13 protein-coding genes are annotated in these 13,095 nt (G+C 72.9%); 1 reads left to right on the forward strand and 12 read right to left on the reverse strand.

Features of this window, described 5'->3' with window-relative positions:
• Positions 1–2: 2 nt before the first annotated feature.
• The 11 genes from ABEA26_RS11460 to ABEA26_RS11510 form a co-directional block, all read right to left on the reverse strand.
• Entirely contained in the window at positions 3–674 is a 672-nt protein-coding gene (locus ABEA26_RS11460) for a class F sortase (protein ID WP_345591621.1), read from the reverse strand.
• Between the two features lie 6 nt (positions 675–680).
• Entirely contained in the window at positions 681–968 is a 288-nt protein-coding gene (locus tag ABEA26_RS11465; RefSeq protein WP_345591679.1) for a hypothetical protein, read from the reverse strand.
• A 195-nt stretch (positions 969–1,163) separates the two neighbouring features.
• A complete protein-coding gene (locus tag ABEA26_RS11470; protein ID WP_345591623.1) occupies positions 1,164–1,943 on the reverse strand; it encodes an HAD-IIA family hydrolase in 780 nt (259 codons plus the stop codon).
• A 120-nt stretch (positions 1,944–2,063) separates the two neighbouring features.
• Positions 2,064–3,116 carry a 2-aminoethylphosphonate ABC transporter substrate-binding protein gene (locus tag ABEA26_RS11475; protein WP_345591625.1) on the reverse strand — a complete coding sequence of 351 codons (1,053 nt, stop codon included), beginning with the start codon at positions 3,114–3,116 and terminating at the stop codon, positions 2,064–2,066.
• An 81-nt stretch (positions 3,117–3,197) separates the two neighbouring features.
• Positions 3,198–3,995: an ABC transporter permease gene (locus ABEA26_RS11480; RefSeq protein WP_345591627.1), complete on the reverse strand. Its 798-nt coding sequence runs from the start codon at positions 3,993–3,995 to the stop codon at positions 3,198–3,200.
• Positions 3,982–4,932, reverse strand: a complete 951-nt coding sequence (locus ABEA26_RS11485; protein ID WP_345591629.1) for a 2-aminoethylphosphonate ABC transporter permease subunit — start codon at positions 4,930–4,932, stop codon at positions 3,982–3,984. Before ABEA26_RS11485 ends, ABEA26_RS11480 begins: the two co-directional genes overlap by 14 nt.
• Entirely contained in the window at positions 4,925–6,070 is a 1,146-nt protein-coding gene (locus tag ABEA26_RS11490) for an ABC transporter ATP-binding protein (protein WP_345591631.1), read from the reverse strand. Before ABEA26_RS11490 ends, ABEA26_RS11485 begins: the two co-directional genes overlap by 8 nt.
• Positions 6,070–6,771 carry a phosphonatase-like hydrolase gene (locus ABEA26_RS11495; protein WP_345591633.1) on the reverse strand — a complete coding sequence of 234 codons (702 nt, stop codon included), beginning with the start codon at positions 6,769–6,771 and terminating at the stop codon, positions 6,070–6,072. Before ABEA26_RS11495 ends, ABEA26_RS11490 begins: the two co-directional genes overlap by 1 nt.
• 8 nt (positions 6,772–6,779) lie before the next feature.
• Positions 6,780–7,904, reverse strand: a complete 1,125-nt coding sequence (locus tag ABEA26_RS11500) for a TIGR03364 family FAD-dependent oxidoreductase (protein ID WP_345591634.1) — start codon at positions 7,902–7,904, stop codon at positions 6,780–6,782.
• Positions 7,905–8,056: 152 nt separating this feature from the next.
• Positions 8,057–8,812: a GntR family transcriptional regulator gene (locus tag ABEA26_RS11505; RefSeq protein ID WP_345591636.1), complete on the reverse strand. Its 756-nt coding sequence runs from the start codon at positions 8,810–8,812 to the stop codon at positions 8,057–8,059.
• Positions 8,813–8,919: 107 nt separating this feature from the next.
• A complete protein-coding gene (locus tag ABEA26_RS11510) occupies positions 8,920–9,780 on the reverse strand; it encodes a hypothetical protein (RefSeq protein WP_345591638.1) in 861 nt (286 codons plus the stop codon).
• 228 nt (positions 9,781–10,008) lie between these two features.
• Here ABEA26_RS11510 and ABEA26_RS11515 point away from each other — a divergent pair, with 228 nt between their 5' ends.
• Positions 10,009–11,559: a PQQ-dependent sugar dehydrogenase gene (locus ABEA26_RS11515; RefSeq protein ID WP_345591640.1), complete on the forward strand. Its 1,551-nt coding sequence runs from the start codon at positions 10,009–10,011 to the stop codon at positions 11,557–11,559.
• Between the two features lie 58 nt (positions 11,560–11,617).
• Here ABEA26_RS11515 and ABEA26_RS11520 read toward each other — a convergent pair whose 3' ends face one another.
• Positions 11,618–13,000 carry an ROK family transcriptional regulator gene (locus ABEA26_RS11520; protein ID WP_425587818.1) on the reverse strand — a complete coding sequence of 461 codons (1,383 nt, stop codon included), beginning with the start codon at positions 12,998–13,000 and terminating at the stop codon, positions 11,618–11,620.
• Positions 13,001–13,095: the final 95 nt, after the last annotated feature.

Consider the following 13,095-nt stretch of genomic DNA (forward strand, 5'->3'; position numbering starts at 1 on the left):
GCCTAGGGGCCGGTACCCGTGAGGTAGGCCGAGACGACCACGTTGGCCGTGTAGCTGTGGGTGGCGCGGTCGAAGGTGCCGCCGCAGGTGATCAGGCGTAGTTCGGCGCGGCCCGTACGGTGCGGCCCGTACGCCTGCCGGGCGTCGAAGCCGTCGCGGGTGTGGACCTGTACGTCGTCGACGGTGAACTCGGCGGCCTCGGTGCCGGCGCGGACCACCCGGATCGTCTCGCCCGGCTCGAGGGCGCCGACCTCGTAGAAGACGGCGGGCCGGGTCTCGGTGTCGACGTGGCCCACCATCAGCGCGGTCCCCGCCGCGCCCGGGATCACGCCGGCCGCGTACCAGCCGACGGAGCCGGGCCGGTCGAAGGGCGGTGGTTCGATGGCGCCCTCGGCGTCGAGGCCGCGAGCCACGACCGGGGCCCGGATGCCGAGTGCGGGGATGTCGAGCCGCTGCGGCAGGGCGTCACCGAGGGGCTCGTGGGAGGGCGGCAGCGGCACGTCGGGCGGCCGGCCGGCGGCCGCCATGTCGCCGGTGGCCGGCCGGGAGACGCTCTCGCGGACGTCGGTGGCCTCGCGGCCCCACAGCCACACCCCGAGGAGCAGCACCACCCAGGCGATGCCGGTCACCAGGCGGGGGGAGCCGACGGCGTGTCGCGGATCCTGTTCGGTCATGGTCGGTCAGTCCGTCCCGCGGCTCCGGCTGCGGACGCCGCGCAGCGCGACGGCGACGGCGGCGATGCCCGCGAGGACCAGACCGGTCACGGTGTGTGCCGTGCCGGGAGGCTCGGGGCGGGCCTCGTCCCGGGAGTCGGCGGCGGCCGGCTGCGCGGTGCCGTCCACCGCGTACGCGGCCGGCGTGACCGCCCCGGCCGCTCCCACTCCCCCGACTTCCCCGACCGCCCCGATCGGTGCCGTCGCTGCGAGCGCCGCGGTGAGCGCGGCCGCGGCACAGAGAGTGACCTTCATCGAGCCCATCGTGTACCTCCAGTCACCTGGAGAGTCCCCCGCGAGCCGGGCTCCCGCATCCCGCACGGGGCCCGGCTGCTCCGAACGGGTGACGCCGACGGGGTGCGGGTTTGCCTGGGCCCGCCTGGGCCTAGCGGGGCCTACCTGGGCTTTCCTGGCTCACCCGCTTGTACGCGGCTTCGCGCCTGCCGGCCCTCAGACCCGCTCGACGAGGTCGGCGATGGAGTCGACCACCTTGGACGGGCGGTACGGGAAGTCCTCGACCTGCTCCGGCCGGGTCAGGCCGGTGAGTACGAGGAAGGTCTGCATCCCGGCCTCCATGCCGGCCAGCACGTCGGTGTCCATGCGGTCGCCGATCATCGCGCTGGTCTCGGAGTGGGCGCCGATCGCGTTGAGCCCGGTGCGCATCATCAACGGGTTGGGCTTGCCCGCGAAGTACGGCTGCTTGCCGGTCGCCTTGGTGATCAGCGCGGCGACCGCGCCGGTCGCCGGGAGCGGCCCCTCGGTCGAGGGGCCGGTCTCGTCGGGGTTGGTGCAGATGAACCGGGCGCCCGCGTTGATCAGCCGTACCGCCTTCGTCATGGCTTCGAAGGAGTACGTGCGGGTCTCGCCCAGGACCACGTAGTCGGGTTCGTGGTCGGTGAGGATGTAGCCGATGTCGTGCAGGGCGGTGGTCAGGCCGGCCTCGCCGATGACGTACGCCGAGCCGCCGGGCCGCTGGTCGTCCAGGAACTTGGCGGTGGCCAGCGCCGAGGTCCAGATGGACTCGATCGGCACCTCCAGGCCCATGCGGCGCAGCCGGGCGTGCAGGTCGCGCGGGGTGTAGATCGAGTTGTTGGTGAGAACCAGGAAGGGCTTGCCGGATTCGCGGAGCCTCTTGATGAAGGCGTCGGCGCCGGGGATCGGCACGCCCTCGTGGATGAGGACACCGTCCATGTCGGTGAGCCACGACTCGATGGGCCTGCGGTCTGCCATGTGCGGGATCTCCTGCCGTACGCGGTCCTGCGTGCGCCCCAGCCTAAACGGCGGCCCGATCACGGGGAACGGTCGGTTCACAGGCTGGTTCGCGGGCCGGTTCGCGGGCCGGTTCGCGGGTCAGTTCCCGGTCGCCTCCTTCCAGGCGTCCACGTACGTCGTGAGGTTCTCCTCGATGTCGTCCCAGTCGGGCTCGAAGACCTCGACGCCGTCCATCAGCTTCGTGAGCGCGATGGCGTTGGCGTCGGTGGCCTTGACGTCCTGGCGGGCCGCGAAACCGCCGCCGATCTCGCTGACCTGCTGCTGCGCCTTCTGGCTCAGCATGTGGTCGAGGAGCTTCTTCCCGTTCTCGCTGTGCGGGGCATCGGTGACCAGGCCGGCCGCGTAGGGCAGGGCGAAGGTGGTGGGCTTTGTGCCCTCGCGGGCCGGGAACCAGATGCCGAGGTTGGGCATGGACTTGGACTGGGCGTAGTTCATCTGGACGTCGCCGTTGGCGACGAGGAGTTCGCCCTTGTCGACCTTGGGGGCGAGCTTGCCGGTGGAGGCGGACGGGCCGACGTTGTTGGCCTGGAGCTTCTTCAGGTACTCCATGGCCTGCTTCTCGCCGCCGAAGTCGTGCATGGCCTTGATGAGGACGGCGGTGCCGTCGCCGGCGACGCCCGGGGTGGAGTACTGGAGCTTGTTCTTGTACTTCCCGTCGAGCAGGTCCTCCCAGGTCGTGGGGGCCTGCTTCAGCTCCTTCGTGTTGTGGACGAAGCCGAAGTAGTTGTTGACGACGGCGGTCCAGGTGCCGTCGGCCGCCTTGTCGGCGCCGCTGACCTGGTCGACGCCCTTGGGGGCGTACTTCTGCAGCAGGCCCTTGGTGTCGGCCTGCTGGATGAACGGCGGGAGGGTGACGAGCACGTCGGCCTGCGGGTTGCGCTTCTCGCGGACGGTGCGCTGCACCATCTCGCCGGAGCCGCCCTGGACGTACTCGACCTCGATACCGGTCTCCTTCTCGAAGTCCTCGAAGACCTGGTCGTACCAGCCGTCGCCGTTCTCGCCCTTGAGGCCGTCGGCGCTGTAGACGGTGACGACGTTCTCGTCGGCGGCGGCGGAGTTGCCGCCGCAGGCGGTCAGGGGGAGGGCGAGGGCGCAGAGGGCGGCGAGCGGCTTGACGGCGTTCCTGGGCATGGCGAGGTGAACTCCTTGCAAGACGACGGGGACGGTGGGGAAGGGTGAGGAAGGGGAGGGCGGGGAAGGGTGGGAAGGGGGTCAGCGGTACGAGGCTCTGGTACGGATCCGGGAGACGGCGAGCAGCACCAGCAGGGTCGCCGCCATCAGGACCACGGCGATCGCCGAGCCGGTGAACAGGGCACCCCGGTCGGTGGACGCGTAGATCAGGACCGGCAGCGGGGTCCAGTCGGGCGGGTAGAGCATCATCGTGGCGCTCAGCTCGCCCATGGACAGGGCGAAGCAGAGGCCGGCGGCGGCCGTCAGGGACGGCAGCAGCAGCGGCAGTCTCACCCGCCACAGCACGTATGCCGGGGAGGCGCCGAGGGACGCGGCGGCCTGCTCGTAGGCCGGGTCGAGGCGGGTGATCGCGGCGGAGACGGACTGGTGCGCGAAGGCGGTGACCAGGACCGTGTGGGCGATGATCACGATCCAGCGGGTGCCGTTGAGCAGCATCGGCGGCTGGGAGAAGGCGACCAGGGTCGCGAGGCCGACGACGACGGAGGGCACGGCGAGGGGCAGGACGAACAGGGCGTCGAGCACCTTGCGGTGCCGCTTCCTCAGCGCCGCCGCGGCGAGGGCGGCCCAGGTGCCGGTGGCGAGGGCGAGCAGGCTGGCGGTGACGGCGGTGACCAGGCTGGTGGTGAGCGCCTGGAGGGCCTCGCCGCGGGTGGCCGACTGGTAGTTGGCGGTCGTCATGCCGGAGGGCAGGACGCTGGACCAGTTGGTGGCGAAGGAGGCGCCGAGGACCACCAGCAGGGGAAGGGCGAACAGGGGCAGGAAGAGGAGGAGGAAGACCGTCCACACGGCCCACCTCGCCCCGCGGCTATGCACCAGCACGGCGGCTCACCACCCGGTAGAGGCCGTACAGGCCCACGGAGATCAGGACGTTGACGACGGCGACCACGCAGGCGCCCGGGTAGTCGGACTCCAGGATCGCCTTGCCGTAGACGAGGGTCGGCAGGGTCGTGACGCCCTTGGCGCCGGTGAACAGGACGATGCCGAACTCGTTGAGGCACAGGACGAGGACCAGGCTGCCGCCGGCCGCGAGGGCGGGCAGCGCCTCGGGCAGGATGATCCGCCGGATGATGCGCGGCGCGCGGGCGCCCAGCGAACTGGCGGCCTCCAGCTGACCGGTGTCCAGCTGCGAGAAGGCGGCGAGCAGCGGGCGCATCACGAACGGCGTGAAGTACGTGATCTCCGCGAGCAGCACACCCCACGGCGTGGTCAGGAACTGGAACGGCCCCTGGGCGGCGCCCGTGGCGTCGGTCCACGCGCCGTTGGCCATGCCGACCGTGCCGTAGACGAAGAGCAGGGCGAGCGTGATCAGGAAGGACGGGAAGGACAGGAAGACGTCGATGAACCGCGACACCGCCTTCGCCCCCGGGAACGGCACGAAGGCGATGACCAGCGCCAGCACGAACCCGAGCACCAGGCACCCGACGGTGGCGGCCACCGCCAGCCACACGGTGGTCCACAGCGCCTCCCGGAACGCGCCCGAGGCGAAGACGTCGGCGTAGGGCTGGAGCGAGGCGCCGCCGGAGTCGGGCTGGAAGGACTGCTGGACGACGAGGGCGAGTGGATAGAGGAAGAAGAGGGCGAGGAGGGCGACGGGGGGCAGGGCCCAGACCCAGGCCGGGACGGCGGCACGGATCCGTCCCTCCGTCTTCCTCGTCTTCCTCGTCTTCCTCGTCTGCTTCGACTTCTTCGTCTGCTTCGATTCCTTCGTCTGTTTCGTTTTCGTCGTTGCCTGGGGGCTGACCGTCGTACTAGCCATGTCCGCCCACCTCGGCCGGGAGCAGCACCGCGTCGTCGGGGGCGAAGTGCAGGGTGACCTCGTCCCCGTGGGCGGGCGGGTTCCGCAGTTCACGGAGGTCGGCCATGACGCGGTGGCCGGCGACGTCGACGTACAGGCGGTGTGTGGCGCCCCGCCACTGGATCTCCGCCACGGTCCCGGTGAGCCGGTTGGGGCTGTCGTCCTCGCCGAGTCCGACGAGGTGCGGCCGTACGCACAGCGTGGCCGACGCGCCCCGTGCGGCACTCCCCGTGTCGACCTCGATCTCCGCGTCCCCGAAGGACACTCCCCCGGCCGCGACGGTCACCGGCAGCAGGTTCGCGTTGCCCACGAAGGACGCCGTGAACTCGTTGGCGGGCGCCCGGTACAGCTCCCGGGGGGTGCCGCACGCCTGGAGGCGGGCCCTGTCCATCACGGCGATGCGGTCGGCGAGGGTGAGGGCCTCCACCTGGTCGTGGGTGACGTAGAGGACCGACACGTCGGGCAGCTCGCGGTGCAGGCGGGCCAGTTCGGCGAGCATGCCGGAGCGCAGCTGGGCGTCGAGCGCGGACAGCGGTTCGTCGAGGAGCAGGACGTCGGGCCGGATGGCGAGCGCGCGGGCGATGGCGACGCGCTGCTGCTGACCGCCGGACAGCTCGCGGGGGTAGCGGCGGGCGTAGGCGCCCATGCCGGTCATGTCCAGCGCCTCGGCGACCCGCTCCCGGGTCCCGGCACGGGCGACCTTGCGGGCCCGGAGCCCGAAGGCGACGTTGTCCTCGACCCTCATGTGCGGGAACAGGGCGTACTGCTGGACGACCATGCCGATGCCACGCCGGTGCGGGGGCAGGTCGGTGACGTCTCGGTCGCCGAGCAGGACCCGCCCCGAGGCGGGCCGTACGAACCCGGCGACCGCCCGCAGCGCGGTGGTCTTGCCGGATCCGGACGGCCCGAGGAGCGCCATGACCTCGCCGGGTTCGACGGTGAGGTCCAGGGCGTCGAGCACGACGTTGCCGTCGTAGGCGACGGTCACCTTGTCGAAGCGGATGCCGCTGGTGGTGACGGCGCGAGCGGCGGTGGCGGTGGTTTCGGCGGCAGTGACAGTGGCGGGGGCGGGCGCGGAGGCGGAGGCGGAGGCGGCCATCAGCCGGCTCCCCGCAGGAGGGCGGGCAGGTCGGCGACGGAGTCGAGGACGTGGCTCGCGCCCGCCTCGCGGAGGGCGTCGTCGCCGTGGGCTCCGGTCCGCACCCCGGCGACCAGTCCCGCGCCGGCCCGTACGCCGCTGAGCACGTCGTACGAGGTGTCCCCGACGACGGCGACCTGGCGTACGGCGTCGGCGGCCCCGGTGCGCAGGAGGGCCGCCAGCACCATGTCCGGGTACGGCCGTCCGCGCCCGCCCGCGTCGGCGGGGCACAGGGTGAGCGGCACCAGGTCGCGCCAGCCGAGGGCGCCGAGGATGGCGTCCTGGGTGACCCGGGCGAAGCCGGTGGTCAGGACGACGGTGCGGCCGTCGGCCGTGAGCTCCTCGACGGCCTCGCGGGCGCCGGGCACGGGGGCGATCAGGCCGCCGTCGACGAGTTCGCCGTACGCCTTCTCGAAGGCCGCGTTGGCGTGCTGGGCGCGGTCCTCGTCGCCGAACAGGTGCCGGAAGACGGAGATCTTGGACTCGCCCATGGTGGCGCGGACGTGGTCGAGCTTGCCGGCGTGGTCGGGAGTGCCGGGCTCGACGCCCAGCTCGCGGGCGGCGGTGTCGAAGGCGCGCTCGACGAGGCCGCCGTCGGCGACGGTGGTGCCGGCCATGTCGAGGACGACGAGGCGGATGTCTGTCGGGGTCACAGTGGTCATAGGTGCTTTCACCAGCCCAGTTCGTTCGCGGTGGTCTCGGCTATCGCGGGTGAGCAGGTCATGCCGCGCCCGCCGGGCCCGGTGACCAGCCACACGCCGTCGCGCACCCGCTGCCGGTGTACGACCCGGCTCTTGTCGGTGCACTGCGCGTACACCCCGGCCCAGCGGCGCCGGATCCTCGGCAGTGGACGGCCGAGGAGGGACTCGACGACACCGGTGAGGTGCTCGTAGGGGTCCTCGACGGTGTCGAAGGAGAAGGGGTGCTCGTACTCGTGGGTGTCGCCGATGGTCAGGCCGCCGTCGGCGCGCTGCACCATCAGCAGCTGCATCTTGTGTTCGGCGGCCGTGGCCGGCTGCGGCCGGCGCGCGTTCATCTCGTCCAGGGCGGGCGAGCCGTAGGCGGGGTAGTAGCGGAAGCTGTCGGCGTCGGCGACCGAGGTGGTCAGCGGTTCGCCGAGGGGGTCGGTCTGCATCATCTGGAGGCGGACCCGGCGCACCGGCAGGTCGGGTCCGGCCAGCTCCCGGACGAGTCCGCCGAGCCAGGCGCCGGTGCACAGGACGACGACGTCGCCGGTGTGCACGTCGCCGTGGTCGTCGCGGACGGCGTTCTCGCCGATGACGTCGCGGACCTCGCGGCCGGGCAGGAAGGTGTACTTCGGGGACCTGCGCAGTTCGGCGCGCAGGGCGAGCTGGGCGGTGCGCGGTTCGACCGCCGCGTCGCGCTCGCAGTACAGCGCGGCGTCGAAGTCACCGCGCAGGGCCGGGTTCAGGGCGCGGGCCTCACCGGGGGTGAGGAGCTTGTGCCCGCGGGCGGCGGCGTCCGGACGGGCGACGGCCGCCTCGGCGACCGCGCGTTCAAGGTCGCCGCGGACCGGGGTCAGGGAGCCGTTCGGACGGAAGCCCAGGGCCGGGATCCGGCGGCCGATCTCCTCCCACAGCTCCCGCGCCCGCAGCGCGGTCTCCAGTTCCTCTCCACCCGCGCGGCCACTGACCCAGATCTGGCCGAAATTGCGCAGTGAGGCGCCGCGTGCCTCGGTCTCGCGCTCGATCTGTACGACCTCGTGGCCGCGGTTGACTGCGTGCCAGGCGTGCATGGTGCCCACCACGCCGGCTCCGACGACTATCACTCTCACGACCGCAACGCTCCTCGGCATCGGGGAACCGGAGGAATCCGGCTGACTACGAGAGCGTGAACTGGTCGCCACGTTTGGGCTAGACCCGTTACCTTCTCGTTATGGGGGTGTGGGATGAGGGATGCGGGTGTGGGGGCGGTAATGAGTGGTTTTCAGCCGCGCAGACGGGTCGTGAAGGAGAAGCGGTCGCCCCGGTACAGCGTCCGTACGCGTTCCAGCGGGCGGCCCCCCGTGTCCCGCGAGACCCGGTGGATGAGCAGCATCGGGAGGGCCGGCGGGGTGCCGATGAGCAGGGCCTCGCGCGGGGTGGCGAGCACGGTCTCGATGCGTTCGTCGGCGTCGCCGAAGGCGATGCCCTGCTCGGCGAGGTGGGCGTAGAAGGACGAGTCCGGGTCGAACGCGGTGTCCAGGTCGGGGATGCGGGCCACGGCGACGTAGGTGCTCTCCAGGCCGACCCGCTCGTCGTCGGCGAGCAGCACGCGCTCCAGGTGCCAGACGGGCTCCCCGCGCGTGAGGCCGGTCTCGGCGGCGAGCGCCTCGGGGCAGGGGAAGCGGTCGAGGGTGACGAGCGCGCGGCCGGGGGTACGCCCCTGGCGCCGGACGCCCTCGGTGTAGCTGGCCAGCGACAGCGGCTGCGCCAGTTTGGGGCCCGCGACCACGGTGCCGCGCCCCCGCCGGCGCAGCTTGCCCTCCAGCACGAGTTCGCGCAGCGCCTGCCGGACGGTCTCGCGGGCCACCTCGTACCGCTCGGAGAGGTCCCGTTCGGTGGGGATGGCACTGCCCTCCCCCAGTTCGCCGACCAGACGGTCGATCCGCGCCTTGACGGCGTAGTACTTCGGCACGCGGCCGTGCTCCGGGATTCCGGAGCGTACGGGGGCGCCCGGGGCCTGGTCGTTCGGGTAGTCCACGCAGGGATGGTCGCAGACGGGGGTGGCGTGGGTCGCGGGGTGCCCCGGGTTCCAGCACCCCACCCCCTGCGCGCGGTTGGTGCGCGTCAGCGGCGCCTACGGCGGCGTCAGCGGCGTCTGCGGGCCAGCAGTACGGCGGCGACGCCGGCGGCGACGAGCAGGGAGGTGGCTCCCAGGGCCGCGTCCGCCCGGCCCAGCCCGGTGCCGGCGAGTTCGTCGGCGAACGGGATGCCGGTGCCCCGGTCGTCCGGGGTCGCGGCGGCGGAGGGCGCGGCGGGGTCGGAGGGGTCATTGGGTGCGGCGGGGTCGGTGCCCGTCCCGGTGGCTGACTCGCCGGCCCCGATGCGGAAGCGGTAGTCGTTCGACTGCCCGATCCACTCGCCGTCGCCGCCGCGACGCTGGACCACGGCCGCATTGGCGGTGACCTCGTTGGGGGCGGTGCCCGGAGTCAGCGCGAGCCGCACCTTGACGCTGAGGGTCTCACCGGGGCCGACGGTGAAGCCGGGGAAGCCGTCGGCGCCCTCACCCTCACCCTCACCGAAGGCGCCGATCAGCTCGTCCCGGTCGGTCGCCTCGAAGTCGACGGGGTACGGGCGGGCCCCGTCGTAGAACTCCAGGCGGGGCTGCGACGGCTCCAGCGCCCGCTTCTCGTCGACGAGGACAACAACCGGGTGGATACCCTCGCAGGTGCGGGAGGTGGTGTTGGTGAGGTCCAGGTACCAGGTTCCGTGACCCCCGCCCGCCGCGTAGCCGGCGGGACCGCCGTGGATGCGGGTGGTGAGGGGGAAGGTGTGGTCCTCCGGTGCCGTACAGGCGGGAAGCGGCTCACCGGGGCCCGCGTGCGCGGGGACGGCGTGCCCGAAGGCGGCGGGCGCGAGGACGGCGGGCACGAGGGCGGCGGACGCGGAGGCGGCGAGGAGGGCGGCTGCCGCCACCGGACGGGGGGACGCGGGCGTGAACAGTCGCATAAACACATGAGCGTGCCGGTGGATCGCGGCTTCGGGCACCGCCAATCGGGCCACGACGCCCGGACGGAGCACGAACGTCCCCCGCTCGGCACTGTTTCGCGCCAGGCGGCGTGAAAGTGGCGCAATCACACGTTGCCGCTCCGCTCCGTGAGCCGCAGCCTGAGTCCGGGAGCGCTCCCATACATTCTCCCGACCCGCCCCTCCCCCGGCATGCGGAAAGAAGGACACATGGACACAGCAGCTTGTCATATACATGTCCATCACTTATGGCGTCGTCTGTCGTTTGCCCTGGCCACCCTCGCCGCCGCTCTCCTACTGGTCACCCTCGTCCCCGCGCCCACCGCCGCGGCGGAATCGGCCTCGCCCTCTCCCGCCCCCCTCCCGTCGCTCAGCGCCACCACCACCCAGGTCGCCTCCGGACTGAGACGGCCCACCGCCCTCGCCGCCCCCGACGACGGCACGGACCGGCTGTTCGTCACGGAGAAGTCCGGCACCGTCCGCGTCTACCACCCGGACACCGGTCTGGCCGGGACCCCGCTGATCGACATCACCTCGGCCGTGGACGAGTCGGGCAACGAGCGCGGCCTGCTCGGCCTCGCCCTCCCGCCCGACTTCGCCGACAGCCGGGAGCTGTACCTGGCGTACACGGCGCTGCCCGACGGCGCGGTCACCCTCGCCCGCTACCGGCTCGACGACTCCCGCCTGGAGGTCCTGCTCTCCCAGGAGCACGCCGAGTACAGCAACCACAACGGCGGACAGCTCGCGTTCGGCCCCGACGGCAACCTGTACTGGAGCATCGGTGACGGCGGCGGCTCCGGCGACCCCTTCGACTCCGGGCAGCGGCTGGACACCCTGCTGGGCAAGATCCTGCGCATCGACGTGAGCCGCGCCTGCGGCCCGCTCGCCTACTGCGTCCCCGACGACAACCCCTTCGTCGGCACTGCCGGCGCCCGCGAGGAGATCTGGCTGTACGGGCTGCGCAACCCGTGGCGGTTCTCCTTCGACGCCGTCGACGGCTCGCTGTGGATCGGCGACGTCGGCCAGGGCCGCTGGGAGGAGGTCGACCACATCGCCGCCGGCCGGGGCGGGCTGAACCTCGGCTGGTCCTGCTACGAGGGGCTGGAGAAGTTCACCGACGGGGACTGCGTGCCCGGCGAGGAGTACACCGAGCCGGTCTTCACCTACTCCCCCTACACCGGCGGCTGCTCGGTCATCGGCGGCCACGTCTACCGGGGCGAGCGCTACGCCGACCTGGTCGGCGGCACCTACATCGCCACCGACTACTGCTCGTCCACCGTCTGGGCGCTGCGCCCCGACGGCCGGGGCGGCTACGAGCAGGCCGAGATCGGCGAGATGCCCACCCAGGTGACGAACATCGGCACGACGATGGACGGGGAGTTCTACGTGGTGAACGACCTGCCAGGTGGCCTGCACCGGGTGTCGTTCGCGCAGGAGGAGCCCACCTGCCGGGTGGACCGCACGGTGACGTCCTGGGGCACCGGCGCGACGGTCGACCTCACCGTCACCAACACCGGCGACGTCCCGGTGAACGGCTGGACGCTCGAGTTCCCGCTGGCCCTCGGTCAGAGGGTCGTCTCCGACTGGAACACGGAGCTGACGCAGGGCAGCAACACGGTCTCGGCGGGCAGTGCCGGGCACAACGCCACGATCGCGCCGGGCGCGAGCGTCACGTTGGGCTACCTCGTCGAGCACACCGGCGACGCGTCGTCGCCGCCACGGTTCATGCTCAACGAGGACGCGTGTGCGGTGGGCCGCTGACCGTCGGCGCAGGCCCGTACTGGGGCCCGGTCGGCATCGGTACGCCGGCCGGGCCCCGTCAGGCGTCTCCCCGTCCGAACAGCGGTGCGAGCAGCAGCTGGGCGGCGCCCTCCGCGACCGCGCGCGTCCCGCCGGGTGCGATCCGTACCGGTACGGCGCCGTCGTGTCCGCCCTCGCGCCGGGCGCGGGCGTCGAGGACGGCGCCGACGCCGTGGACGAAGGCCTCGGGCGCGGCGGCGACGGTACGGCCGCCGAGCAGCACCAGGTCGATGTCGAGCAGCCCGACGAGGTTCGCGGCGCCCGCGCCCAGCACCCGCGCCGCCTCCGCGAGGTCGCCGCGGGCGACGGCCCCGAGGCACAGGGCCTCTATGCAGCCGCGGGCGCCGCAGGTGCAGGGCGGACCGTCCAGCTGGACGACCTGGTGCCCGAACTCCCCGGCACCGGTCCGGGCGCCCCGGTGCACGGCACCGCCGAAGACGAGGCCGGCACCGAGCCCCGTACCGAGGTGCAGGTAGGCGAAAGAGCCACCCGCGCCACCGCCCGCACAGCCACCTTCGCGACCGCCCGCACCACCACCCGCGCCGTCGCCCTCTTCACCACCCGCGCGACCGCCCTCGCGACCGCCCGCGCGACCGCCCGCGCCACCACCCTCGCCACCACCCTGGCCGTCACCGTCGCGGCCACCCGCACCGCCCCGCTCACCGCCCTTGCCGCCGACCGCGAGACCGACCGGGGACCCGGCCGCGGAACCGACCGCGAGACCGAGTGCCGCCGCGTTGGTGTCCTTGTCGACGACGACCGGCACCCCGAGCCGCCCCGCCAGCGCGTCCCGCAGCGGGAACCCGTCCCACTCCGGGAACCCGGTGACCCGGTGCAGCACCCCCCGGACATGGTCGAGCGGCCCCGGCAGCGCGACGCCGAGGCCGAGCAGGGTGGGCGCGGCGGAGAGGTCGCTCCCCGGCGGGGTCAGGGTGCCGGCGACCAGCTCCCGGGCCGCCCGCGCCACCGCCTCCACCACGGCCTCAGCGCCCGCGCCCAGGTCCAGCGGGGAGCGCCGCTCCACCACCACGGCACCGTCGAGATCGACCAGTACCGCCCGCAGCTCGTCCCGGTCCAGGTGGACGCCGACCGCGTGGCCCGCCCCCGGCTTCAGGCGCAGCACCGTGCGCGGCTTGCCGCCCGTGGACGCGCGGCGTCCGGCCTCGGCGGCGAGGCCCTCGTCCCGGAGCCGGGCGGTGATCTTGCTGACCGCCTGCGGGGTGAGCCCGGTCCGCTCGGCGAGTTCGAGCCGGCTGATGCCCCGGACACCGGCGGTGCGCAGCAGATCGAGTACCAGGGCGGTGTTGTGGCTGCGCAGTGCGAGCAGGTTGGCGCCACCCACCGCACCCCGCATACCGCCGCCCCGCACGGAGCCCGCACCCGCACCGATGTCCGGCCCCATACTCACGCCCGTACCCGTACCCGTACCCGCGCCCCCACTGTTCGTCCTGTTCACATCCCCCATTGTCTCCGGCGCTTGCACTTTGGCAACACCGT

Origin of the sequence: Streptomyces marokkonensis (assembly GCF_039539045.1) — a bacterium.
Classification (GTDB): Bacteria; Actinomycetota; Actinomycetes; order Streptomycetales; family Streptomycetaceae; genus Streptomyces; species Streptomyces marokkonensis.